A 23,591-nucleotide genomic window follows, 5' to 3' on the forward strand; every position below is an offset into this window, starting at 1 on the left:
CACGGCCTCATCTGACTCACATCCCAAGCTCCACACCCGTGCAGATAATTCATCATCCGTTATCATTGATGAGTATCTGAATGATTCGACAATAATGCATAAAGGATGATAACTGATGAAACTGAAATACTTAACGTTACCGGCGATACTTTTTACCGGCAGTGTGCTGGCGGCAGGTGTTACCGTAACGATGAATGAAGCGCTGCCCGACGGTAACGGTAAGGCCCTCGGCACCGTGACTGTGACCGAAACGCCTTATGGTTTACTGTTCTCGCCGAAGCTAACCGGATTGGCGGCGGGTATTCATGGTTTTCACCTGCATGAGAATCCAAACTGTGCGCCAGGGCAAAAAGACGGTAAAGCTGTGTCAGCACTCGCTGCGGGGGGGCATTTTGACCCACAAAAAACCGCCGTACACCTTGGGCCTTATAATGACCAAGGGCATCTTGGCGATCTGCCAGGGCTGGTGGTGAATGCCGATGGTACGGCTACTTATCAGGTATTGGCTCCACGGCTGAAATCACTTTCTGAGATTAAAAAACACGCGCTGATGATCCATGCCGGTGGTGATAATTATGCCGACCATCCTATGCCATTAGGCGGTGGCGGTGCGCGGATGGCCTGTGGTGTGATTGAGTAATACTCTGATACAGACAAACTGGCAGCAGAAGTGTTGCCAGTTTGGTCACAGTCAGAGAATCTGCGATAATCGCCCATTGGCTTGAATCAGGATAGATATGCAGATGCAGTACCCGATTAATGAAATGTTCCAGACCTTGCAGGGCGAAGGTTACTTCACCGGCGTACCGGCGATTTTCGTGCGCTTGCAGGGCTGTCCGGTAGGTTGCAGTTGGTGCGATACTAAACACACTTGGGAGAAAGAGGCCGATCGGGAAGTCGATATGCAACGCATCATGGTAAAAACTGCCGAAAGTGATGCTTGGGGTTCCGCCAGTGAACAGCAACTATTGGATCTCTTCATTCAACAAGGCTATACCGCTCGCCATGTGGTGATAACGGGGGGGGAGCCTGCTATTTACGACTTGTTCCCTTTAACGACTCAGTTGGAACAGGCCGGTTACCGTTGTCAGATTGAAACCAGCGGTACGCATGAAGTGCGGTGTTCGGCCACCACTTGGGTCACAGTTTCGCCAAAAGTGAATATGCGTGGTGGCCTGAAAGTGCTACCTCAGGCATTGCAACGAGCTGATGAAATTAAACATCCAGTGGGGCGTCTACGGGATATCGAGGCGCTGGAGGCATTGCTGGAAACACTGACGGATGACAAAAAGCGGATTATTGCCTTGCAGCCTATCAGCCAGAAAGACGAGGCTACCAAGCTCTGTATTGAAACCTGTATCGCCAGGAACTGGCGGTTGTCGATGCAGACACATAAGTATTTAAATATCGCTTAATCCCCTTCGTCCTTGACGTTACAGCGTTGTTAGCTGCGTTCATTACTCGGCCCATCCATGAGCCTCGCCTCTGTGAGGCCGCTGCAAGCAGCGTTCAAATCTGCTCCCGACAGATTTGTCACCCGAATCACTTACTTATGTAAGCTCATCGGGATTTGTTCGCTTGCAGCCTTGCTGTAACGCCAATGACTTTGGGGATCAATTGTACTCGCCGCGATTTATTAGCCGCGAAAAACACAACCCGCAGAACAGGTCTCTTTCACCATCACCGCGCTCAGTTCTGGTAACTGCGGTTTAAGTTGTTGCCAAATCCAACTGGCCAGCACTTCACTGGTCGGATTTTCCAAACCAGGAATGTCATTTAGATAATGATGATCCAAACGTTCCCAAATGGGGTTAAATGCGGCTTTCAGCTCGGCAAAATCCATCACCCAGCCGGAGTGAGCATCAACTTCACCAGTGACCTCGATACGGATCATAAATGAATGGCCGTGCAAACGACCGCATTTGTGGCCCTCTGGTACATGGGGCAACAAGTGGGCAGCTTCAAACTGAAAATCTTTAAATAGGGTAGTGCTCATAGTCTTGACCTTATTGACTCAAAAACCGCCGCATAGTACCGGAAAGCACCGATACTGGCTATGATCGCGCGTAACGACGGCGGTATTGGGTCTGCCATATTTTTATTTATATCACCTAGCTTACTGATTTATATACAGACGTAGACCTATGTATGATTGATGTAACCACAAGTGAATTTTCCTAATAAGTTGAATACTTTAACTCGTATCTATTACCTGAAAAACTGCTTAGTCGTTTTAGTTATTTATTATTTCCATCGCTTCTTTAATTGTTATTATCGGGATGGTTAACCTTACAAACTATCAAGACTTTTGAGCGCAAACTGTTTGCACTGATAGTTGTCCGTGCCTTTCGTGGCTAAGCATAAAGGAATTAGTACTGCAATGACGACTCAGGCTCCTCCTTGTTCTTTACTTCCGCTATCGCCGGAGCAGTTGGCCCGCTTACAAGCGGTGGTGGGTGAGTTTTCCCCAACCCAGATGGCATGGTTGTCCGGTTACTTCTGGGGCATGGTTAACCAGCAATCTGGCGCGGTTGTTGCCCCTGCGGTGGCGGCACCCGCGCCAGTGACGATCACCCTGATTTCCGCCTCTCAGACCGGCAATGCGCGCCGTTTGGCGGAGCAGTTACGCGATGATCTTTTGGCTGCCAAACTTAACGTCAATCTGGTAAATGCCAGTGATTATAAGTTTAAACAAATCGCGCAGGAACGCTTGCTGGTGATTGTCGCTTCTACTCAAGGCGAAGGTGAACCTGCGGAGGAAGCCGTCGCATTGCATAAATTCTTATTCTCTAAAAAAGCGCCAAAATTGCCAGAAACAGTGTTTGCGGTGTTTGGTTTAGGTGATACCTCCTACGAGCATTTCTGTCAGGCAGGCAAAGATTTTGACAATAAGCTGGCAGAGCTTGGCGCTCAGCGGCTGCTGGAGAGAGTGGATGCCGATGCAGAATATCAAGAATCCGCACTACAGTGGCGTCAACAGATTGTGGCGACATTGCAGGCAAGAGTCCCCGCGCAATCCGCTGCTGCTGCGATTACGCAAAGCGGCGCGGTTGATGAACTCACCTCCAGCCCATACAGCAAGGCTGCGCCACTGACCGCACAGTTATCTGTGCAGCAAAAAGTGACGGGCCGTAACTCCGAAAAAGATGTGCGCCATATTGAAATCGAGTTAGGGGACTCAGGGCTGCGCTACCAACCGGGAGATGCGTTGGGGGTCTGGTTTGATAATGACCCGGCATTGGTCGAAGAGTTGTTGGCGCTATTGTGGCTTAAAGGTGATGAATTGGTCAGCGTCGACGGGCAGAATCTGCCGCTGTCACAGGCACTGCGTAGCCATTTTGAACTGACACAAAACACCACGGTGATCGTCGATAAATATGCAGCACTTTCCCGTGATGAAAAATTGATTGCTTTGCTGGCGGATAAACCCGCGCTGCAACAATATGCCAAAAATACGCCGATCGTAGATATGGTGCGTCAGGCTCCTTCAGACCTGAATGCCGATCAACTGGTTGCGCTGTTACGGCCACTAACCCCACGACTTTACTCCATCGCCTCGTCACAAGCTGAAACTGAGAATGAAGTGCATATCACCGTTGGCGTGGTGCGCTATGACATTGATGGTCGGCCACGTACAGGTGGTGCATCGGGTTATCTGGCGGATCGGCTGGAAGTGGATGGTGATATTCGCATCTTTATCGAACATAACGATAACTTCCGTTTACCGGCTAACCCAGAAACGCCAGTGATAATGATTGGGCCAGGAACCGGTATCGCTCCGTTCCGTGCGTTTATGCAGCAGCGCGAAGCCGACGGTGCTACGGGCAAGAACTGGTTACTGTTCGGCAATCCACATTTCACCGAAGACTTCCTCTATCAGGTCGAATGGCAACGCTATGTCAAAGATGGCTTGCTGACCCGTATTGATCTGGCATGGTCACGCGATCAAGCCGATAAAATATATGTACAAGACAAACTGCGCGAACAAGGTGCAGAACTGTGGAACTGGATCCAACAAGGTGCCCACATTTACGTCTGTGGCGATGCTAATCGCATGGCGAAAGACGTTGAGCAGGTTTTACTGGACGTGGTGGCTCTGCACGGCGCGATGGATGCTGAGCAGGCTGATGAATATTTAAGTGAGCTGCGCCTGGCGCGCCGTTATCAGCGGGATGTGTACTGATGAATGAGAAACACCCAGGGCCACTGGTGGTAACCGGTAAACTCTCCGACGGCGAGCGCATGAAGTCGCAAAGCAACTTCCTACGCGGCACGATTGCAGAAGATTTGAATGACGGGCTGACCGGCGGGTTCAACGGCGATAACTTCTTGCTGATCCGTTTTCACGGCATGTATCAACAAGATGACCGTGATATCCGTGCCGAGCGCGCTGAACAGAAGCTGGAACCACGTCACGCCATGATGTTGCGCTGCCGTTTACCCGGCGGAATCATCACCCCACAACAGTGGTTGGGTATTGATAAGTTTGCTGCGGATAACACCTTATACGGCAGTATCCGTATCACTAACCGCCAGACATTCCAGTTTCATGGCATTTTGAAAGGGAATGTCAAACCGGCTCACCAGTTGCTCAATCAATTAGGTTTGGATGCATTGGCGACGGCAAATGATGTTAACCGTAACGTGCTTTGCACCTCGAATCCGGTGGAATCAGTGCTCCATCAGGAAGCTTATGAATGGGCGAAGAAGATTTCTGAACATTTACTGCCGCGCACCCGTGCTTACGCTGAAATCTGGCTGGATGCAGAAAAAGTCGCGACCACGGATGAAGAACCGATCCTCGGTGCTACTTATTTGCCACGCAAATTTAAAACGACGGTAGTTATTCCGCCGCAAAATGATGTGGATCTCCATGCCAATGACCTTAACTTTGTCGCTGTGGCGGAGAAGGGCAAGTTAGTCGGCTTTAACGTGCTGGTCGGCGGTGGGTTATCTATTGCTCACGGTGATAAGAATACTTACCCACGTAAAGCCAGTGAATTTGGCTATATCCCGCTACAACACACTTTAGCTATCGCTGAAGCGGTGGTGACGACCCAACGCGATTGGGGTAATCGTACTGACCGTAAGAATGCTAAAACCAAATATACGCTAGAGCGCGTCGGTGTTGATGTGTTTAAAGCCGAAGTTGAAAAGCGCGCCGGGGTGAGTTTCACAGCCATCAAACCTTATCAATTTACTGGCCGTGGCGATCGTATCGGTTGGGTGAAAGGCATTGATAAAAAGTGGCATCTGACCTTATTTATCGAAAATGGCCGTTTGCTGGATTACCCAGGCCGTAGTCTGAAAACCGGCGTGGCGGAAATTGCCAAAATCCATCAGGGCGATTTCCGTTTAACCGCTAACCAGAACCTGATTGTGGCTGGCGTGCCGGAAAAAGACAAAGCGCGCATTGAAGCATTGGCCCGTGAACATGGCCTGATGGATGACAGTGTCAGCCCGCAGCGTGAAAATTCAATGGCTTGTGTTTCGTTCCCAACGTGCCCATTGGCGATGGCGGAGGCTGAACGCTTCCTGCCGGAGTTTGTCACCCGTATTGAAGGTATTTTGCAACAGCATGGTCTGCCTGATGAGCATATTGTGATGCGCGTCACCGGTTGCCCGAATGGTTGTGGCCGTGCTTTATTGGCGGAAATGGGGCTGGTGGGGAAAGCGGTTGGCCGCTATAACCTGCATCTGGGCGGCAATCGCGAAGGTACACGAATACCGCGGATGTACCGTGAAAACATTACCGAAGATGAAATTCTGGCCATTACCGATAAATTGGTCGGGCGCTGGGCGAAGGAACGTCATACTGATGAAGGTTTCGGTGATTTTGTTATTCGCGTCGGTGTTGTTGCTCCGGTGATAGATTCAGCCCGCGACTTTTATGATGTTCAGGAGGCGGTGTGAGCCAATTTAATCTCAATGAACTTAATGCGCTGCCGAAAGCGGAACAAGCGGCGGCATTGGCGCTGGTTAATGGGCAATTGGAGCATCTAACCGCACAGGAGCGCGTCAGTTGGGCGTTGGAAAATCTACCCGGTGAGTTTGTGCTCTCTTCCAGCTTTGGTATTCAGGCCGCAGTTTGCTTGCATCTGGTGACACGCCAGCAGCCGGATATCCCGGTGATCCTCACTGATACCGGTTATCTGTTCCCAGAAACCTATCAGTTTATTGACTCTCTCACCGAAAAACTTCAGCTCAATTTGCAGGTGTTTCGCGCGCAGCAAAGCCCTGCCTGGCAAGAAGCTCGCTATGGCAAACTATGGGAGCAGGGTGTTGAGGGGATTGAGCGCTACAATGATTTGAATAAAGTTGAGCCGATGAACCGCGCACTGGAAACTCTAGGTGCGCAAACCTGGTTTGCGGGGCTGCGTCGTGAACAATCGGGGAGTCGTGCAAAACTACCGGTTTTGGCCATTGCGCGCGGGGTTTTCAAGTTGCTCCCTATCATTGATTGGGATAACCGGCAGGTTTACCAGTATTTGACGCAACATGGCCTGAGTTATCATCCGCTATGGGAAGAGGGTTATCTCTCGGTCGGTGATACTCATACCACCCGTAAATGGGAACCGGGTATGAGCGAAGAAGAGACACGTTTCTTCGGCCTAAAACGTGAATGCGGTTTGCATGAAGGCTGATTGTGACAGATTGAGAATAGGGCGCTAATTGCGCCTTGAGGTTAATGACAAAGTGCCCGTATCGGTGAAAACAGGCAGATCGTAAAGACGCCGTACTTCTTTTGTTAAAACAAGCTTCCCTGGAGGCTCGAGCCGCGCCATCCTTGGCGCGGACGCTTTACTCTTCTACCTGCCTTCACCTTGCAAGATCGAGTTGTTGGGGTTTGTCAGCAGTCTGAGAGAGCTAATCGCGCCCTTTCTTTTAGTGGCCACTAACGAGCAATTCGCTCACGCGCCAACTCAGCCAGAAACTGGCTACGATTCTTATAACCACGGTGGGTTGCGATAAACTTATCAATCGCAGTGAGTAGATTCTGTGACATCGTCAGATTAAATTTTATTGCCTTACTTTCATACTTGGCCGGATCGATCTCGACAAACCCCAAAATGCCGCCGTCTTCTTTTAAACGCGGATCATTGATATACCGTTGTGGATCTTTGGCGGGCGTTGGTAATGGAAAACCTTCATCCATTAGCGCCTCAATATGAGTGGCAAAGGCTTCTTCAGCATTCTGGCTAATCTCCGCAAAGGTATTACCCGCAAAGAAGCAGCCGTCAATATCGGGAAAATAGCCGTCGAATCCTTCTACAGTACTGAAGATGAAAATAGGGTAGATCATGGTTAACTCCCCAAGCTGTTTATACCCGTCATACAGCAAGTTGCATCTGTGTTGGCTGCCCCAGCCACTTACTTGTGTAAGCTATTGGGGATGAACTATTTAGGGTATACCGCGTTGCTTAAATCAATTTAATCCCGGAAATCTGCTGAGCTTGCCGCAGCATGCCTTTGGATAACTCTTGGCGTGGATGAGGGAGCGTAATAATTTTACGGATAGCTGGTTTACACAGAGTGATATGGCTCCCACCATTGTTTTTTTTACCTCCTCTGATTTGCCAGCCCGCATCCTGCAATCGCTTTATTAATTCGTCACTCTCCATGTGACCTCCTGGTGAGCGCTAGTAGGTATCATACCCACCAGCAAGATTGAGTCAATTATTTATAGGTATCATACCTACCAAAAGTTATACGCTGAAAACACGGAAAAGGGCGACCGTACTGATCGCCTTTGATTTGAATTAATTGGTTTTTTTACTTTTTTTGCGTGGTGTTTCGCAGAGTGGAAACTATTTTTTAGCGCCAGCTAACTCTTGTATCAGTGGCAACATTATTTGTACGGTGTCATGCGTACGTTTAGTGATTCGGCCCGGCAAGAACTTATCCAGATAATTTAAGTTATCCAGTTGGCTTTGATGGCGGGTGATTCCCTGTGGGAAATGCTTGCTGATAGCCCGCTGCTGGCAGCCGTCTTTATTGCCCAACGTGTAGTTGCTGGCCTCGACGGATAACACTGCTATTCCCGCAGCATCAAAAGCGTTCTTCTCAGCCTGACAGGGGGCGATCACTTTGTTTTTTACGGTGGAAGCCGTAATACCATAGCGGCGCGCGAGGGTTAGCGCCTGCTCTTGTGCTGTAATAGCTGTGGGCTGGTGACTGGCATTAAAATAGAGGCGGTCACCGGTAATCAGGCGGTCTAAATTGATCACCAATAGCGTGTTGGCTTTCTCTGATTTGCTCATTCGTTGCAGGTAATTTTCTGTCCCTTGCGCGCCAATTTCCTCGGCACTCAGTGCCACAAACCGCAAGTCATAGCGCAGTGGTATGTCTTTCAAGCGCTCGGCCAATTCCAGCATCACCCCTACACCTGCCGCATTATCATCAACACCTTGTAAGGTCAGTCCGCCAAGGTTTTTATCCAGGTCACTATCACTTTGCGGCGTATAGGTATCAAAATGTGCCATCACGATTATCTGTTTCTGCTCATCAGCATTGCTGGCTGCATTGTTCTTTTCTGGCAACACATTGCGCGCGGCAATGACCGAGGTGGCACTCAGTGTCCGCCAGCTTTGCTTGCCATTCTTGCTGGTATAAAGATAACGGGTATTAAAACCACGTAAGTTGCTCTGATAACCCATCTGTTGAAAGCGATGATTGATATAGTCGGCTGCCAGCAGTTCGGCTGGGCTACCCGCCATACGGCCAGGAAAGTAGGTACTGATATGGCGAATTTGCTGCTCTGCGCTGTGACCCGGCGCAGGATTCGGTGCTGCGTGTAGCGGCAAAATAGAACTGAAACATAGCGTGAATAGTGCCCACTTCAGGCAACGGCGGGAAAACATACCGAAATATCCTTGTTATCGTCTGGGCCATACCTGTTGGCATGGACAATGCTGCATCTTTCCGATGCTTAGTATGAAACTGTCTGCACCAATAGACAATTCGTATATATCCTTCTTTCTGTAAATTGTGGTGTGGCCGAATCATCAGTGAACCTTGCGACACGCCTTACTTGCAACGCTATATATCATTATGGAACTTGTAATTACTTTTCGTCATTTCATAAGGCAATGTCCCCCCCCTATAGTCACCCTACGCTTTATCATGTAATTGAAGGACGTTGTGGACTATCTACCTCTATTTGCCGATTTGAAACAACGCCCAGTGTTGGTCGTCGGCGGCGGCGAAGTCGCTGCGCGAAAAATTGAACTACTGCACCGTGCAGGCGCACAAGTGCGGGTCGTGGCACAGACCCTCTCACCTGAACTTGAACGGCAACATCAGAAGGGGCGCATCAATTGGCTGGCAACGGTTTTTGTTCCAGAGCAGTTAGATGAGGTGTTTTTAGTGATTGCTGCCACCAACGATACGGTGTTGAACGCGGCGGTTTTTGCCGCAGCAGATAAGCGCCATCTTCTGGCGAATGTGGTGGATGACCAACCCCGTTGCTCGTTTATCTTCCCATCGATTGTCGATCGTTCGCCGCTGGTGGTGGCTATCTCTTCATCCGGTCAGGCTCCGGTACTGGCACGTCTTTTGCGCGAGAAATTAGAAGCCTTGTTACCCAGCAGTTTGGGTGATATGGCCGCTGTCGCTGGGCGTTGGCGCGGGAGGGTGAAACAGCACATAGCTTCAATGGGTGAGCGACGCCGCTTCTGGGAAAACGCCTTCAGTGGCCGTTTCGCCAGTTTGGTCAGCCGTGGTCAGTTAACGCAGGCCGAAGATGAATTACAGTTGTCATTGAGCGAGCAACGTAGCCCGATCGGTGAAGTGGCGCTGGTGGGCGCGGGGCCAGGCGATCCCGGTTTATTGACTTTACGCGGTCTGCAAGTGATTCAGCAGGCGGATGTGGTGCTGTATGACCATTTGGTTAGCCCGGAAGTGTTGGATTTAGTGCGACGTGATGCCGAACGTATCTGTGTTGGCAAACGGGCCGGAGCGCACTCGGTGGCACAGGAGGAAACCAATCAATTATTGGTCACACTGGCGCGACAGGGCAAGCGGGTGGTGCGACTTAAAGGCGGTGATCCATTTATCTTTGGTCGTGGCGGTGAAGAACTGCAAGTCGTTGCGCAGGCAGGCATTGCGTTTCAAGTGGTGCCAGGAGTAACGGCAGCGAGCGGAGCGACAGCCTATGCCGGTATTCCGCTGACTCATCGCGACCACGCCCAAAGCGTGACATTTATTACCGGACATTGCCGTCCCGATGGCGATGATTTGGATTGGCAGGCGCTGGCCCGTGGTCGCCAGACGTTGGCAATCTACATGGGAACGGTGAAAGCGGCTGAAATCAGCCAGCAGCTAATCACTCATGGCCGCGCCAGCACTACGCCGGTGGCGGTTATTGGCCGTGGAACTCGTGCCGATCAGCAAGTACTGACCGGTACACTGGCACAGCTTGAGTTACTCGCAAATCAGGCACCCACACCGGCACTACTGGTTATCGGGGAAGTGGTGGATTTACATCACCAAATTGCCTGGTTTGGGCAACAACCGCAGACTGAACAGGCTCTTAGCCCGTCAGTCGTGAATTTGGCATAAAGGATCTGTTATGGACGAGAAACGACTTACGCATTTGCGGCAATTGGAGGCGGAGAGTATCCATATCATCCGTGAAGTGGCCGCCGAATTCGCAAACCCGGTGATGCTCTATTCTATCGGTAAGGACTCTTCTGTGATGCTGCATTTGGCACGCAAAGCCTTCTTCCCAGGCACTTTGCCGTTCCCGCTATTGCATGTGGATACCGGTTGGAAATTCCGTGAAATGTATGAATTTCGCGACCAAACAGCCAAAGCCTTTGGTTGTGAGTTGCTGGTGCACCGCAATCCGGAAGGGGTGGCGATGGGCATCAACCCATTTGTCCACGGTAGTGCCAAACACACTGACATCATGAAAACCGAGGGCTTAAAGCAGGCGTTGAACAAATACGGTTTTGATGCGGCTTTCGGTGGCGCGCGCCGCGATGAAGAGAAATCGCGCGCCAAAGAACGTATTTATTCGTTCCGTGACCGCTTCCACCGTTGGGACCCAAAAAATCAGCGTCCGGAGTTGTGGCATAACTATAATGGTCAGATTAACAAAGGCGAAAGTATCCGTGTATTCCCGCTGTCCAACTGGACTGAACTGGATATCTGGCAATATATCTTCCTGGAAAAAATCGACATTGTGCCGTTGTATTTGGCAAAACCGCGTCCGGTGGTGGAGCGCGATGGCATGTTATTGATGGTTGATGACGATCGTATTGATTTGCAGCCAGGTGAAGTGATTACTCAGAAGATGGTGCGCTTTCGTACTTTGGGCTGCTGGCCACTGACCGGTGCGGTGGAGTCCGAGGCGCAAACCCTGCCTGCGATTATCGAAGAGATGCTTATCTCCACCACCAGCGAACGTCAGGGCCGCATGATTGACCGCGACCAATCCGGCTCAATGGAGCTTAAAAAGCGTCAGGGATACTTCTGAGGAGCGCCCGATGAGCACAAATTTACAGCACAAACCCGTAACTGAACATTCGTCGGCGGTAAAAAGTAAGTCGATGATTTTAGATAACACCTCTATGGCCCAACAGATTGCCAACGAGGGCGGGGTGGAAGCCTACCTGCACGCCCAGCAGCATAAAACCATGCTGCGTTTTCTGACCTGCGGCAGTGTAGATGATGGCAAAAGCACCCTGATTGGCCGGTTATTGCACGATACCCGCCAGATCTACGAAGATCAGCTATCAACTCTGCACACTGACAGCAAACGTATCGGGACGCAGGGTGAAAAACTGGATCTGGCGCTGCTGGTGGATGGCTTGCAGGCCGAGCGTGAGCAGGGCATTACCATTGATGTCGCTTACCGCTACTTCTCGACGGAAAAACGCAAATTTATCATCGCTGACACGCCCGGACATGAGCAATATACCCGCAATATGGCGACCGGTGCATCTACTTGTGACCTGGCTATTTTACTGATCGATGCCCGTAAAGGGGTATTGGATCAAACCCGCCGCCACAGCTTTATTGCTACTTTGTTGGGTATTCGCCACTTGGTGGTGGCGGTGAACAAGATGGATTTGGTCGATTATCAGGAGAGCGTTTTCGAGCAATTTAAACAAGATTACCTGAGTTTTGCCGAACAGTTACCGACTGATCTGGATATTAAATTTGTTCCGCTATCGGCGTTGGATGGCGACAATGTGGCCTCTCCCAGTGAGAAGATGAATTGGTATTCCGGCCCGACACTGCTTGAAGTACTGGAAAGCGTTGATGTGGTCAATGCCAGTCGTCACCAGCCGCTGCGCTTTCCGGTGCAATATGTTAATCGGCCTAATTTGGATTTTCGCGGTTATGCTGGCACCTTGTCTGCCGGTATCGTGCGGGTTGGGCAAAAAATAAAAGTGCTACCTTCCGGTGTCGAATCGACTATTGCGCGCATTGTCACCTTTGATGGTGACCTGACTGAAGCCATTCCCGGCGAAGCGATTACGCTGGTGCTGACAGATGAAGTGGATATCAGCCGTGGTGACTTGCTGGTGGATGCCAGTGAAACCCTGAAAGCGGCGCAAAATGCGCTGGTGGATGTGGTGTGGATGGCGGAGCAACCGTTGGTGGCCGGGCAAAGTTATGATATCAAAATCGCCGGTAAAAAGACCCGTGCGCGCGTTGAAAATATTCAATATCAGGTTGAAATCAACTCACTGACCCAGCGAGTGGTAGAGAGTTTGCCGCTCAATGGTATTGGCTTGGTTGAACTGGCATTCGATGAACCGCTGCTGCTGGACAGCTATCAGCACAACCGTGATACCGGCGGCATGATCTTTATTGACCGGCTGAGCAATGTCACTGTCGGCGCGGGCTTAATTCGTGAAGCACTGGCGACGGTTTATCAGGAAGATAGTGCATTCAGTGCGTTTGAACTGGAGCTAAATGCATTGGTTCGCCGTCACTTCCCGCACTGGGGTGCGCGCGATCTGTTAGGAGGTAAGTAGCTTGCACGCCGATCCGTTAGAATGGCATAACGTGGTAGCCTTGCCCGTCGATGAGAACGTGGTCTGGCACCCTCATGCGGTGACGCAGCAGGATCGCGAGCAGCAGCACGGTCATCAAGGCGTGGTGCTGTGGTTTACCGGCTTATCCGGTTCCGGTAAATCCACGCTGGCGGGGGCGCTGGAGCAAGCACTGTTTGCTCGCGGTGTTAGCACTTACTTACTGGATGGCGACAATGTGCGTCACGGTTTATGCCGCGATTTGGGCTTCTCAGAGACAGACCGGCGCGAGAATATCCGCCGGGTTGGGGAAGTGGCTAAATTGATGGTGGATGCCGGGCTGGTGGTGTTAACGGCGTTTATCTCGCCTCATCGGGTTGAGCGGGAAATGGTGCGGGATATGCTGGCATCAGGCCAGTTTATTGAGGTATTTGTCGATACGCCGTTGGCCATTTGCGAAGCGCGCGACCCGAAAGGATTGTATAAAAAAGCCCGGGCCGGTGAGTTGAAAAACTTCACAGGGATTGACGCGGTTTATGAATCACCTGAACAACCCGATATTCATTTGCAGGGTGAACAATTAGTAACAAATTTGATTGAACAATTGTTAGACGTGCTGCGTGGTCGAGCTATTATCAAATCCTGATATACCCGTCATACTTCAAGCTGCATGTGCGTTGGCTGCTTTCGTTCACCCGAATCACTTACCTGAGTAAGTTCATCGGGATTTGCTCAATTGCCGTCTTCCTGCAACTCGAATTATTTTGGGTATAGATACTTATAGCTGCTGGTAAAACGCCCTCAGAGCGTGCCGGTGAACTGTACTCACAGGATTTCTATGCAGAATGTGACCCAAATTACTATCAACGGACAGTGCGAACGTGAGGAACCGTCTTACTCCTTTCTCGGTGGCGCTACAGGTTTTGTCTTTTATTGGCTGGCGTTTGCGATCCCTTTCTTCGTCTACGGCCTGAATACGGTTTTCTTTCTGCTGTACACCTGGCCATTCTTTCTGGCGCTGATGCCGGTGTCTGTACTGATAGGCATTGCTCTAAGTATGTTAACGCGTAGTAACTTGCTATTAACGGTGGTAGGTACGGGCATTGCTGTGGTCTGTTTGTTCTGGATGTTGTTTTCATTTCTCACCGGTTGGTGAGGGCTGAATCTGCGGGCTGCTGAGTTTTACCCGATGGCAGCCCGCCATGTTAAAGCGATGGTTGTTACCCTTGTGCTGAAAGCACCTTGCTGAGAAATGCCTGAGTACGCGGATTACTTGGCGCGGTAAAGATCTCTTCTGGCCGCCCCTCTTCCTGAATAACCCCTTGATCAATAAATAACACCCGGTCAGCCACATCGCGGGCAAAGCCCATTTCATGGGTGACAACCACCATCGTCATACCTTCCAACGCTAAGGCTTTCATTACCGCCAGCACTTCACCGACCAGTTCAGGGTCAAGCGCCGAGGTTGGTTCATCAAATAGCATAATCTTGGGTTCCATTGCCAAGGCTCTGGCAATGGCTACGCGCTGCTGTTGCCCACCGGACAGGCTGCTGGGATAGGCATCGATTTTATCGAGCAACCCAACCTTGCGCAGCAGCAATTCAGCCCGTTCTATGGCTTGATTACGAGACAGCTTTTTGACCGCCATCGGTGCCATAACCAGGTTTTCCAACACGGTCATATGCGGGAACAGATTAAAACGCTGGAACACCATGCCGACACTTTCACGCAGACGGTTGAGATCAGTTTTCGGATTATGTATCTCAAAACCGTTGACGGTTATCTCGCCACCAGACAAGGTTTCCAAGGCGTTAATGCAACGCAGAAACGTGCTTTTACCCGAGCCGGATGGCCCGATAATACAAACCACTTCTTTGGGCAGAATTTCGCAGGAAATACCGCGCAGCACATGGGTTTCGCCAAATTGTTTTTGCAGGTTATGTACGTGAATCACTTTTCCCGAACCTCTTTTCCATATGCCGCACTAACAGCGAAAGTAAGAATGTAATGACCCAATACACTACTGAAATGGCCAGGTAGGGTTCCCAATAAGTCGCGTAGGCACCGGAGACGGTACGGGCGGCATAGGCTAAATCAGCCAGCCCGATGGCGGATGCCAACGATGAATCCTTGACGATAGCAATGGCATTGTTACCGAGCGGTGGCAACATACGACGGAAAGCCTGTGGCAGGATAACCTTGCGCATCGTCTTGCCGTAGCTCATGCCCAGCGAGCGTGAAGCCTCCATCTGGCCGCGATCAATTGACTGAATTCCGGCCCGGAAAATTTCTGAGACATAAGCACCGGCGTTTAGAGTGATGGCAACAACGCAGGATAAAAAAGCACCGTAATCAGAACGCAGCATTCTGGCGAAATCAGAGGACATAATTCCATTGGTAACCAGAATGCCATCTCGCGGATTGATAAATAGCGGCACTAGTGCGAAGTGAACCACCATGATCTGCACAAACAGCGGTGTTCCCCGAATGGCGCTGATATAGATGCGTACCGGCCATTGAACAAAGTAATACAAGACCGGCTTCCAGACACCATGAGGTGCCTGCGCCAATCGCCCCAAACCGAGCGTTAAACCCCAGGTTGTTCCCAGAATCACACAAATAATGGTGCACTTTATTGTCATCAAGGCACCGTCCATAAACAACGGGGCGTATTCCTGGATGATTTCCCAACGAAATCCTGACATAGGGTAGTCCGGTCAATCAGGCTACCGCGTATTCACACACACGGTAGCTTATAGAAGAAAGGGTTATTTTGCTGGCTGTGTTGCTGTAGGCAGCGTAGGCACCTGAGCATCAAACCATTTTTCATAAATTTTGGCGTAAGTGCCGTCAGCAACGATCTTTTGCAAACCGTTGTTGATTTTATTGCGTAATTCGTCGTTACCTTTTGCTACCGCGATACCAAAATATTGGCGTTCAAATTTGGTATCGGAGACCAATTCAAATGCTTTTTCCGGATGGGTTTTCAGGTAGAACTTGGCGACACCCACATCACCTACGGCAGCGGCAATACCGTCTTCATATAACTCTTGCAGCATCAGTGGGGTGTTATCAAAGCGCTTGATGGCGGTACTGTTTTTACCCAATACATCAGAGACCACAATATCGCCGGTACTGGAGTTAACGACACCGACATTCAGGTTTTTCAGTGCGGCGATAGAATCAACTTTAGACCCTTTAGCGACCACGATAGTTTGTTCCGCCGGGAAGTATGGATCTGAGAAATCCACCATTTGCTTGCGTTTATCGGTAATGGTAATACCTGAAATAATGATATCGCGGTCACCGGAGCCTAGCGTGGCGAAAATACCTTCCCACGGGGTATTCACCAGTTTGACCTGAAAACCGTCTGCTTTAGCGATAGCTTTGATGATATCGATATCAAAGCCTTCCAGTTGTTTCTGGCTATTTTCATACTCAAATGGGCGATATGTCCCGCCAGAACCGACCACATACGTGGGTTCTGCGGCCATAGTGGCACTTGCGCATAACACCGCAGCCAGGCAAGTACCGACCAATATTAAACGTTTAAACATGTAATCATCCCCGTTGAAAAGTGAAATTGAGTTAATGTCGATTTTTTATTTATGCAGTTTGAGTGCATAAAAATAAACTTTTATAACTACAAACTCAACCAATACAGGGTTTATTTATTTTTGTTAGCATTAAATATGCACTTTTGGTTTGATTGTTGGTGAAAGCTGAGGCTAAAAACAGTTTTGGCAGTATTTATCTCTGCATGACTTGTTTGATCTGATAATGGGTAGGGGCTGTGGTAGTAAAGTGTGCTGAAAAACAGCAATTAATAACATTTTGCCGATTTGCGTGGTATTTTTGCTGGAAATCGTCCTTAATCTGACCCTGATGGCCTATTTCCGTCACACAGTGGAGTCCGGTGAAAAGTTATGGGATGATTGTACCCGTCATATTTCAAGTTGCATGTGTGTTGGCTGCCTTCGATCACCTCAGTCACTTACTTATGTAAGCTCCTGAGGATTATGAGCCTCGTTAAAGGCTCACCCTACGGGCCAGCGCAGGCGCTGTTCAAAATGGTTTACAACCAATTTGTCGCTCAGTTGCTGCCTTCCTGCAACTCGAATTATTTACGGTATAGGCAGTTTTTCAGGGGGCGGGAATGGGAAAACTTACACTACTATTGCTGATTTTACTTGGCTGGCTACAGTATTCACTGTGGTTGGGCAAGAATGGTGTCCATGATTTTGTTCGGGTTAAGGATGACGTGGCGCTTCAAGAGGGCAATAACGGCAAACTTAAAGCCCGAAACGATCAGCTATTTGCTGAAATTGATGATTTGAACGGTGGTCAAGAGGCGATCGAAGAACGCGCACGTAACGAACTGGGTATGATTAAGCCCGGTGAAAGTTTCTATCGTCTGGTTCCTGACCAATCCAGACGCAATGCGAGTATCCCTTCGACACAAAATAACGCGCAACAATAAATAATGAGTAACTTCGCTGTTTCCCTTTCTGATGTGGTCGCGCCTGATATTATTGCGATAGTACCGGCTGCGGGTATTGGTAGCCGTATGCAGGCTGATTGCCCTAAACAGTATTTGACTGTGGGGGGCAAGACGATAATTGAACATGCAATTTCATCGTTGTTTGGCCACCCACGAGTTCAGCGGATTATCGTGGTGATACACCCGCAGGACACTCAATTTTCTATGCTACCTATCGCGCAGGACTCTCGCATCAGTATTGTCCACGGTGGTGAGCTGCGTGCTGACTCTGTGATGGCAGGTTTGCAGCAGGCAGGGCAGGCCAAATGGGTGTTGGTTCATGATGCCGCTCGTCCTTGCTTGCACCCTGACTGTTTTGAAAAGCTGTTAGCGATTACAGCACACAGCAAGGTTGGCGGTATTCTGGCAGCACCGGTTCGTGACACCATGAAACGCGGTGAGGCGGGTATTCACGCCATAGCCCATACAGTAGATCGCCAGGATCTGTGGCACGCCCTTACCCCTCAGCTTTTCCCACTTGAGTTATTAAAAATGTGCTTATCCCGCGCCCTGCAAGACGGGGTGATGGTCACGGATGAGGCTTCAGCTTTGGAACATTGCGGCTATCATCCGCTACTGATTGCGGGCCGTTCGGATAATATCAAGGTGACGCGCCCAGAGGATCTGGCGCTGGCAGAGTTTTACTTAACCCAACGGCAATATCCAAAATGATTGGAGTGCAATTAATGCGAATTGGTCATGGTTTCGATGTTCATAAATTTGGCGAAAATGGCAGTGGCCCGCTGATTATTGGTGGCGTGCGTATCCCCTACGAGAAGGGCTTACTGGCGCACTCTGATGGTGATGTTGCATTACACGCAGCCACCGATGCGCTATTAGGTGCCGCAGCGTTAGGCGATATCGGCAAATTGTTCCCCGATACCGATCCTGCCTTTAAAGGTGCTGACAGCCGTGGCTTATTGCGTGAGGCTTATCGCCGCATTTTGGCGAAAGGCTATAAGCTCGGTAATCTCGATATTACGATTATTGCTCAGGCACCTAAAATGGCACCCCATATCCCGCAAATGCGCGTTAATTTGGCGGAAGACCTACAATGTCATATGGATGATATCAACGTAAAAGCGACCACCACTGAGCAGCTCGGTTTTACCGGGCGTGGTGAAGGCATTGCGTGTGAAGCGGTGGCGCTATTAATTAAAGTCGAACAGGCTTAAGGCATAACAGATGGATATGGAAAATCTAACCTGGCTCCACGGCAAACCCAAGGCCAGCGGCATTTTAAAAGCTAACCCTGAAGATTTTCTGGTGATAGAGGATTTGGGATTTGAGCCAGATGGTGAAGGCGAGCATTTGCTGGTCCGTATCCGCAAGAATGGCTGTAATACCCAGTTTGTTGCGGATTATTTGGCACGTTTTGCCAAGGTTCATCCGCGCCTGGTGAGCTATGCCGGTTTGAAAGATCGCCACGCGGTCACCGAGCAGTGGTTCTGTCTGCACTTACCGGGTAAAGACGCGCCGGATTTGTCTACTTTCGAACTTGAAGGGTGTGAAGTGTTGGAAGCGGTGCGACAGAAACGCAAGCTGCGCATTGGTTCACTGAAAGGTAATGCTTTCACCTTGGTGCTGCGCCATATTACGGATCGGCAGGATGTCGAACAACGGTTGCAACAGATTGCCGCTCAAGGTGTACCTAACTATTTCGGCAGCCAGCGCTTTGGCCGTGGGGGGAATAATCTGGTACAGGCGCGCTTATGGGCGAATAATGAGATTCGGGTTAAAGAGCGTAGCAAACGCAGCTTTTATCTGTCGGCCAGCCGCAGCGCAATGTTCAATTTAATCAGCAGTCACCGTTTAGCACAACAGCTGGCGGCAACGGTACTGGAAGGCGATGCTTTGCAGCTCTCCGGGCGCGGCAGTTGGTTTGTTGCCAAACCGGATGAACTGGCTGCTTTGCAGCTACGGGTTGATATCGGTGAATTGAATATTACCGCACCTCTGCCGGGTGATGGCGAATTAGGCACGCAAGGCGAAGCATTGGCGTTTGAACTGGCATGTCTGGCGGCGCAAACCGACTTACTGGCGTTGATCAGACGTGAACGCGTCGAAGGCGCGCGCCGTGCCATTTTGCTGAAACCGCAAAATATGGCATGGAATTGGTGGGATGACGTAACTCTTGAAGTGAGCTTCTGGTTACCCGCCGGCAGTTTTGCCACCAGTGTGGTGCGAGAAATAATGAGTCAGGATAATGCCGATGCTGCGGATATTGCTGAGTAACGACGACGGTATTTCCGCACCGGGTATACAAACGCTGGCTGCCGCATTGCGGGAGTTTGCACAGGTGCAAATTGTTGCACCGGATCGCAACCGTAGTGGTTCATCCAATGCATTAACGCTCGATTGCGCATTACGTATTACCACATTATCCAATGGCGATATTGCGGTGCAGCAAGGCACACCGACCGATTGTGTCTATCTGGGGGTCAATGCTTTGATGCGCCCGCGACCCGATATTGTGGTATCGGGTATCAACGCAGGCCCAAATTTGGGTGATGATGTCATCTATTCCGGCACGGTAGCTGCGGCCATGGAGGGGCGTCATTTAGGTTTCCCTGCTCTGGCAGTCTCACTCAACGGTCATCAGCATTACGCTACCGCAGCGGCAGTCACCTGCCGTATATTACGGGCGTTGCACCGTAAGCCATTGCGTACTGGCAAGATACTCAATGTTAATGTCCCTGATTTACCCTTATCTGAGATTAAAGGTATTCGGGTGACACGTTGTGGTAGCCGCCATCCGGCAGAGCAGGTATTTTGTCAACAAGACCCGCGCGGGCAGGATCTCTATTGGATTGGGCCGCCGGGTGAAAAATTTGATGTGGGGCCGGATACTGATTTTGCTGCGATTGAGCAAGGTTATGTTTCTATCACGCCGCTTCAGGTTGATTTAACGGCCTACGCGGCACAGGACGTAGTTGAACGTTGGTTAGCTGATATTACTGATTAATAAATACCGAGGTTGACGGGGAATGGTGAATAAACGTATGCAAACATTGCTGATGCAGTTACGTCAGCAAGGTATTCAGGACGAACGCTTGTTGCAAGCGATCGAAGCGGTGCCGCGTGAGCGTTTCGTCGATGAAGCTTTATCCCATAAGGCATATGAGAATACCGCTCTTCCCATTGGTTCTGGGCAGACGATTTCTCAGCCCTACATGGTGGCGCGGATGACCGAGTTGTTACAACTGACTCCCACCTCGCGGGTATTAGAAATAGGCACCGGATCGGGCTATCAGACTGCTATTTTGGCGCATTTGGTTGAACATGTTTGCTCAGTCGAACGAATCAAAGGGCTACAGTGGCAGGCAAAACGTCGCCTGAAACAGTTGGATCTGCATAATGTCTCTACCCGTCATGGTGATGGCTGGTTAGGTTGGACATCACGCGGGCCATTTGATGCGATCATTGTGACCGCGGCCCCCCCCGAAATCCCTCATGCATTGCTTGAGCAATTAGATGACGGTGGAATTTTGGTGTTGCCGGTTGGGGAGCAGTCTCAAACATTGCAATGCGTGCAACGCCGTAACAATGAATTCAAGGTTGAAACGGTGGAAGCGGTGCGCTTTGTACCTTTGGTTAAAGGGGAACTCGCCTGAGAAATGTCTCTATTTCATCCTTAAACCTTCATCGTGGCTGCGACGTTATTGTTAACGTTAAAGATCGGTGTAAAATCAGTAACATAAATTTTATGGTTTGGCAGGCGTGGTCTTGATAGGATGCGCGCTTGTGCATTTTGTTTCTTTGGTGCAGACCAACCGTTGGTTTGGTTATGTGCTGATGAGCCTTTTAATACGTGAAAATGAGTGAAGTGACCGTCATTAACCCGCGGTTTTACTGTCGCTAATGGTCATTTTGACTACAGTATAAAAGGTATTTTGGATACATCGCTTATTATTGCTGTCACGGGGGAAGCATGAGCACGGGAAGCCCAATGATTACATTACGCCGGGTTGCGGCATGTACGGTTATGAGTTTGTGGTTGGTTGGTTGTACCAATAATGATAATTCAACAGCGGCCCCTATCAGTAGTGTGGGCGGTGACAGTTCTGGTGCGATGATAAGTGGCACGAGCACCAATAGTTCTGGTGAACGTATTGTTTATAACCGTAGCTACGGCGATATCCCCAAGGGAAGCTACAGCGGTAATACCTATACCGTTAAGCGTGGTGATACGCTGTTTTATATTGCCTGGATAACGGGGAATGACTTCCGTGATCTGGCTGCAAAAAATAATATTGCTGAACCCTACAGCTTGAATGTGGGTCAATCCCTCCAGTTGGGTAATGGATCGGGTGGCGGTATGTTAGCCGCAACCGATGCCACATCAGGCGGAGTAGCAAAACCGCCGGCAAATATTCAGAACACAACTACAACGGTTGATTCTCAATCAACTAGCGCGTATTCTGAAAACTCGGGTAAACAGAATGTTGGTAAAATGTTACCAGCGTCAGGGGCTGTTGTCGCTACAACCGCACCTGTTACCGCGCCAGGCAGTTCCGTCAGTGAACCCGCCAGTAATGGTGGTCCAGTCAGTAGCTGGAAATGGCCAACTGAAGGTAAAACGATCGATAGTTTCTCTGCTTCCGAAGGGGGCAATAAAGGGATTGATATCGCCGGTTCTCGTGGGCAACCGATTTTCGCTACAGCAGATGGGCGAGTTGTGTATGCCGGGAACGCACTGCGGGGTTACGGTAATCTAATCATCATCAAACACAATGATGATTACCTGAGCGCCTACGCTCATAACGATACAATGCTGGTCCGGGAACAACAAGAAGTGAAGGCGGGTCAAAAAATAGCAACCATGGGTAGCACCGGAACCAGTTCAGTAAGATTGCACTTTGAAATTCGTTACAAGGGGAAATCCGTAAACCCGCTGCGTTACCTTCCGCAGCGATAGATTGGGCAGAATACGCTGTATTCTGCTCGCCGGATTCACGGGTAGGAGCAGCATATGAGCCAAAATACGCTGAAAGTTAACGAGTTGCATGAAGATGCTGATTTTGATGAAAACAGTACGGAAACTGAAATTTTCGATGAAAAAGCATTAGTAGAGGATGAATCTACTGAAAGCGAGTTAGCAGAAGATGAGCTGTTGGCGCAAGGTGTTACCCAGCGCGTGCTGGATGCGACTCAGCTCTATCTTGGTGAGATTGGGTATTCACCATTGTTAACTGCCGAAGAAGAGGTTTATTTTGCCCGCCGTGCATTGCGCGGAGATGTGCCTTCACGTCGGCGGATGATCGAAAGTAACTTGCGGTTGGTGGTGAAAATTGCCCGCCGTTACAGTAATCGTGGTTTAGCACTGTTGGATCTGATCGAAGAGGGTAACCTCGGCTTGATTCGTGCGGTGGAAAAGTTTGACCCTGAACGCGGTTTCCGTTTCTCCACTTATGCTACCTGGTGGATTCGTCAAACGATTGAACGGGCAATTATGAATCAAACCCGAACTATCCGTTTGCCTATCCATATTGTTAAAGAATTAAACGTCTATTTGCGTACCGCGCGAGAACTTTCTCATAAATTGGATCATGAACCGAGCGCTGAAGAGATTGCAGAGCAACTCGACAAACCGGTCGATGACGTAAGTCGTATGTTACGCCTTAATGAACGTATCACTTCTGTTGATACACCTTTAGGCGGCGATTCAGAGAAAGCCTTGTTGGATATTCTGTCTGACGAAAATGAGAACGGTCCAGAAGATACGACGCAAGATGATGATATGAAACAAAGTATCGTCAAATGGTTGTTTGAGTTAAATGCTAAACAGCGCGAAGTATTGGCCCGTCGTTTTGGTCTGCTAGGGTATGAAGCTGCAACTTTGGAAGATGTAGGCCGTGAGATTGGTTTGACACGCGAACGTGTCCGCCAGATTCAAGTTGAAGGTTTACGTCGTTTGCGGGAAATATTGCAAACACAAGGCCTGAGCATCGAGGCGTTGTTCCGCGAATAGAAAGAATAAAGGACACTAGATACCGGTCATGCCTTGGGTGAATAAAGGCCCTTGAAAGGTCAATATCTTGTAGTCCACCGAATAGCATATAAA

General features: G+C 49.8%; 25 protein-coding genes. 18 read left to right on the forward strand and 7 right to left on the reverse strand.

Translation table 11 applies throughout. The annotated features are described in order from the left end of the window. The first annotated feature begins 115 nt into the window (after positions 1-115). Positions 116-640 carry a superoxide dismutase family protein gene (gene sodC / locus AT01_RS16160; protein ID WP_042547869.1) on the forward strand — a complete coding sequence of 175 codons (525 nt, stop codon included), beginning with the start codon at positions 116-118 and terminating at the stop codon, positions 638-640. Between the two features lie 103 nt (positions 641-743). After that, the gene (gene queE, locus AT01_RS16165) at positions 744-1,415 is read left to right on the forward strand and encodes a 7-carboxy-7-deazaguanine synthase QueE (RefSeq protein WP_042548670.1); all 672 of its coding nucleotides are present in this window, start codon (positions 744-746) and stop codon (positions 1,413-1,415) included. A 221-nt stretch (positions 1,416-1,636) separates the two neighbouring features. On the opposite strand, the gene queD is transcribed toward queE, so the two are convergent. Further along, positions 1,637-1,996 carry a 6-carboxytetrahydropterin synthase QueD gene (gene queD, locus AT01_RS16170; RefSeq protein WP_042547870.1) on the reverse strand — a complete coding sequence of 120 codons (360 nt, stop codon included), beginning with the start codon at positions 1,994-1,996 and terminating at the stop codon, positions 1,637-1,639. A gap of 384 nt (positions 1,997-2,380) precedes the next feature. On the opposite strand from queD, the gene cysJ reads away from it, so the two are divergent. From cysJ to AT01_RS16185, 3 genes are read left to right on the forward strand one after another with little or no spacing between them, the layout of a single operon-like run. Beyond that, positions 2,381-4,183, forward strand: coding sequence for an NADPH-dependent assimilatory sulfite reductase flavoprotein subunit (cysJ, locus tag AT01_RS16175; RefSeq protein WP_042547871.1), 1,803 nt, complete (start codon positions 2,381-2,383; stop codon positions 4,181-4,183). Continuing rightward, positions 4,183-5,913 carry an assimilatory sulfite reductase (NADPH) hemoprotein subunit gene (cysI, locus tag AT01_RS16180; RefSeq protein WP_042547872.1) on the forward strand — a complete coding sequence of 577 codons (1,731 nt, stop codon included), beginning with the start codon at positions 4,183-4,185 and terminating at the stop codon, positions 5,911-5,913. Before cysJ ends, cysI begins: the two co-directional genes overlap by 1 nt. Beyond that, positions 5,910-6,644: a phosphoadenylyl-sulfate reductase gene (locus tag AT01_RS16185; RefSeq protein ID WP_042547873.1), complete on the forward strand. Its 735-nt coding sequence runs from the start codon at positions 5,910-5,912 to the stop codon at positions 6,642-6,644. Before cysI ends, AT01_RS16185 begins: the two co-directional genes overlap by 4 nt. A gap of 251 nt (positions 6,645-6,895) precedes the next feature. Here the strand turns inward: AT01_RS16185 and AT01_RS16190 are convergent, their stop codons facing one another. From AT01_RS16190 to AT01_RS16200, 3 genes are all read right to left on the reverse strand, one after another. Next, positions 6,896-7,303, reverse strand: coding sequence for a type II toxin-antitoxin system HicB family antitoxin (locus AT01_RS16190; RefSeq protein WP_019083937.1), 408 nt, complete (start codon positions 7,301-7,303; stop codon positions 6,896-6,898). 118 nt (positions 7,304-7,421) lie between these two features. After that, positions 7,422-7,622: a type II toxin-antitoxin system HicA family toxin gene (locus tag AT01_RS16195; protein ID WP_042547874.1), complete on the reverse strand. Its 201-nt coding sequence runs from the start codon at positions 7,620-7,622 to the stop codon at positions 7,422-7,424. Between the two features lie 186 nt (positions 7,623-7,808). Next, positions 7,809-8,861 carry an aminopeptidase gene (locus tag AT01_RS16200; RefSeq protein ID WP_042547875.1) on the reverse strand — a complete coding sequence of 351 codons (1,053 nt, stop codon included), beginning with the start codon at positions 8,859-8,861 and terminating at the stop codon, positions 7,809-7,811. A 280-nt stretch (positions 8,862-9,141) separates the two neighbouring features. Here AT01_RS16200 and cysG point away from each other — a divergent pair, with 280 nt between their 5' ends. The 5 genes from cysG to AT01_RS16225 all read left to right on the forward strand — a co-directional run bounded on the left by cysG (position 9,142) and on the right by AT01_RS16225 (position 14,142). Further along, a complete protein-coding gene (cysG, locus tag AT01_RS16205) occupies positions 9,142-10,560 on the forward strand; it encodes a siroheme synthase CysG (RefSeq protein ID WP_042547876.1) in 1,419 nt (472 codons plus the stop codon). Between the two features lie 10 nt (positions 10,561-10,570). After that, positions 10,571-11,479, forward strand: coding sequence for a sulfate adenylyltransferase subunit CysD (gene cysD, locus AT01_RS16210; RefSeq protein WP_004701133.1), 909 nt, complete (start codon positions 10,571-10,573; stop codon positions 11,477-11,479). A 10-nt stretch (positions 11,480-11,489) separates the two neighbouring features. Further along, positions 11,490-12,989 carry a sulfate adenylyltransferase subunit CysN gene (gene cysN / locus AT01_RS16215; RefSeq protein ID WP_235427165.1) on the forward strand — a complete coding sequence of 500 codons (1,500 nt, stop codon included), beginning with the start codon at positions 11,490-11,492 and terminating at the stop codon, positions 12,987-12,989. A 1-nt stretch (position 12,990) separates the two neighbouring features. Beyond that, the gene (cysC, locus tag AT01_RS16220; protein WP_004701140.1) at positions 12,991-13,632 is read left to right on the forward strand and encodes an adenylyl-sulfate kinase; all 642 of its coding nucleotides are present in this window, start codon (positions 12,991-12,993) and stop codon (positions 13,630-13,632) included. Positions 13,633-13,824: 192 nt separating this feature from the next. Beyond that, a complete protein-coding gene (locus tag AT01_RS16225; RefSeq protein ID WP_042547877.1) occupies positions 13,825-14,142 on the forward strand; it encodes a DUF3561 family protein in 318 nt (105 codons plus the stop codon). Positions 14,143-14,206: 64 nt separating this feature from the next. Here AT01_RS16225 and AT01_RS16230 read toward each other — a convergent pair whose 3' ends face one another. From AT01_RS16230 to AT01_RS16240, 3 genes are all read right to left on the reverse strand, one after another. Next, positions 14,207-14,941, reverse strand: coding sequence for an amino acid ABC transporter ATP-binding protein (locus tag AT01_RS16230; RefSeq protein WP_042547878.1), 735 nt, complete (start codon positions 14,939-14,941; stop codon positions 14,207-14,209). Next, the gene (locus tag AT01_RS16235) at positions 14,925-15,692 is read right to left on the reverse strand and encodes an amino acid ABC transporter permease (RefSeq protein WP_004701146.1); all 768 of its coding nucleotides are present in this window, start codon (positions 15,690-15,692) and stop codon (positions 14,925-14,927) included. The genes AT01_RS16230 and AT01_RS16235 overlap by 17 nt, the downstream gene beginning before the upstream one ends. Before the next feature lie 63 nt (positions 15,693-15,755). Continuing rightward, positions 15,756-16,544, reverse strand: coding sequence for a basic amino acid ABC transporter substrate-binding protein (locus AT01_RS16240; RefSeq protein WP_042547879.1), 789 nt, complete (start codon positions 16,542-16,544; stop codon positions 15,756-15,758). Positions 16,545-17,143: 599 nt separating this feature from the next. Between AT01_RS16240 and ftsB the strand changes: the two genes are divergently transcribed. The 8 genes from ftsB to rpoS all read left to right on the forward strand — a co-directional run bounded on the left by ftsB (position 17,144) and on the right by rpoS (position 23,498). Continuing rightward, complete coding sequence (gene ftsB / locus AT01_RS16245) at positions 17,144-17,467, forward strand: cell division protein FtsB (protein WP_042547880.1); 324 nt, start codon at positions 17,144-17,146, stop codon at positions 17,465-17,467. A 3-nt stretch (positions 17,468-17,470) separates the two neighbouring features. Next, positions 17,471-18,199 (forward strand): 2-C-methyl-D-erythritol 4-phosphate cytidylyltransferase, encoded by a 729-nt coding sequence (gene ispD / locus AT01_RS16250; protein WP_042547881.1) that lies wholly within the window; start codon positions 17,471-17,473, stop codon positions 18,197-18,199. 14 nt (positions 18,200-18,213) lie between these two features. Then, positions 18,214-18,702, forward strand: a complete 489-nt coding sequence (gene ispF, locus AT01_RS16255; RefSeq protein WP_042548672.1) for a 2-C-methyl-D-erythritol 2,4-cyclodiphosphate synthase — start codon at positions 18,214-18,216, stop codon at positions 18,700-18,702. A gap of 10 nt (positions 18,703-18,712) precedes the next feature. Then, positions 18,713-19,762, forward strand: coding sequence for a tRNA pseudouridine(13) synthase TruD (truD, locus tag AT01_RS16260; RefSeq protein ID WP_042547882.1), 1,050 nt, complete (start codon positions 18,713-18,715; stop codon positions 19,760-19,762). After that, positions 19,740-20,492, forward strand: coding sequence for a 5'/3'-nucleotidase SurE (surE, locus tag AT01_RS16265; protein ID WP_042547883.1), 753 nt, complete (start codon positions 19,740-19,742; stop codon positions 20,490-20,492). Before truD ends, surE begins: the two co-directional genes overlap by 23 nt. Positions 20,493-20,514: 22 nt before the next feature. Further along, positions 20,515-21,141, forward strand: coding sequence for a protein-L-isoaspartate(D-aspartate) O-methyltransferase (locus tag AT01_RS16270; RefSeq protein ID WP_042547884.1), 627 nt, complete (start codon positions 20,515-20,517; stop codon positions 21,139-21,141). Positions 21,142-21,476: 335 nt separating this feature from the next. Next, entirely contained in the window at positions 21,477-22,445 is a 969-nt protein-coding gene (gene nlpD / locus AT01_RS16275) for a murein hydrolase activator NlpD (protein ID WP_042547885.1), read from the forward strand. A gap of 54 nt (positions 22,446-22,499) precedes the next feature. After that, positions 22,500-23,498: an RNA polymerase sigma factor RpoS gene (gene rpoS / locus AT01_RS16280; protein WP_004701163.1), complete on the forward strand. Its 999-nt coding sequence runs from the start codon at positions 22,500-22,502 to the stop codon at positions 23,496-23,498. The last annotated feature ends 93 nt before the right edge of the window (positions 23,499-23,591 follow it).

The organism is Yersinia aldovae 670-83, assembly GCF_000834395.1.
Lineage (GTDB): Bacteria > Pseudomonadota > Gammaproteobacteria > Enterobacterales > Enterobacteriaceae > Yersinia > Yersinia aldovae.

Coding starts and splice junctions, on each gene's coding strand:
- AT01_RS16225 (WP_042547877.1), top strand. CDS start 13,825: ATGCAGAATGTGACCCAAATTACTATCAACGGACAGTGCGAACGTGAG.
- cysN (WP_235427165.1), top strand. CDS start 11,490: ATGAGCACAAATTTACAGCACAAACCCGTAACTGAACATTCGTCGGCG.
- surE (WP_042547883.1), top strand. CDS start 19,740: ATGCTGCGGATATTGCTGAGTAACGACGACGGTATTTCCGCACCGGGT.
- AT01_RS16235 (WP_004701146.1), bottom strand. CDS start 15,692: ATGTCAGGATTTCGTTGGGAAATCATCCAGGAATACGCCCCGTTGTTT.
- truD (WP_042547882.1), top strand. CDS start 18,713: ATGGATATGGAAAATCTAACCTGGCTCCACGGCAAACCCAAGGCCAGC.
- queD (WP_042547870.1), bottom strand. CDS start 1,996: ATGAGCACTACCCTATTTAAAGATTTTCAGTTTGAAGCTGCCCACTTG.
- ftsB (WP_042547880.1), top strand. CDS start 17,144: ATGGGAAAACTTACACTACTATTGCTGATTTTACTTGGCTGGCTACAG.
- cysD (WP_004701133.1), top strand. CDS start 10,571: ATGGACGAGAAACGACTTACGCATTTGCGGCAATTGGAGGCGGAGAGT.
- nlpD (WP_042547885.1), top strand. CDS start 21,477: ATGATTACATTACGCCGGGTTGCGGCATGTACGGTTATGAGTTTGTGG.
- cysI (WP_042547872.1), top strand. CDS start 4,183: ATGAATGAGAAACACCCAGGGCCACTGGTGGTAACCGGTAAACTCTCC.
- AT01_RS16240 (WP_042547879.1), bottom strand. CDS start 16,544: ATGTTTAAACGTTTAATATTGGTCGGTACTTGCCTGGCTGCGGTGTTA.
- AT01_RS16195 (WP_042547874.1), bottom strand. CDS start 7,622: ATGGAGAGTGACGAATTAATAAAGCGATTGCAGGATGCGGGCTGGCAA.
- rpoS (WP_004701163.1), top strand. CDS start 22,500: ATGAGCCAAAATACGCTGAAAGTTAACGAGTTGCATGAAGATGCTGAT.
- AT01_RS16190 (WP_019083937.1), bottom strand. CDS start 7,303: ATGATCTACCCTATTTTCATCTTCAGTACTGTAGAAGGATTCGACGGC.
- ispF (WP_042548672.1), top strand. CDS start 18,214: ATGCGAATTGGTCATGGTTTCGATGTTCATAAATTTGGCGAAAATGGC.
- sodC (WP_042547869.1), top strand. CDS start 116: ATGAAACTGAAATACTTAACGTTACCGGCGATACTTTTTACCGGCAGT.
- ispD (WP_042547881.1), top strand. CDS start 17,471: ATGAGTAACTTCGCTGTTTCCCTTTCTGATGTGGTCGCGCCTGATATT.
- AT01_RS16270 (WP_042547884.1), top strand. CDS start 20,515: ATGGTGAATAAACGTATGCAAACATTGCTGATGCAGTTACGTCAGCAA.
- AT01_RS16200 (WP_042547875.1), bottom strand. CDS start 8,861: ATGTTTTCCCGCCGTTGCCTGAAGTGGGCACTATTCACGCTATGTTTC.
- queE (WP_042548670.1), top strand. CDS start 744: ATGCAGTACCCGATTAATGAAATGTTCCAGACCTTGCAGGGCGAAGGT.
- cysJ (WP_042547871.1), top strand. CDS start 2,381: ATGACGACTCAGGCTCCTCCTTGTTCTTTACTTCCGCTATCGCCGGAG.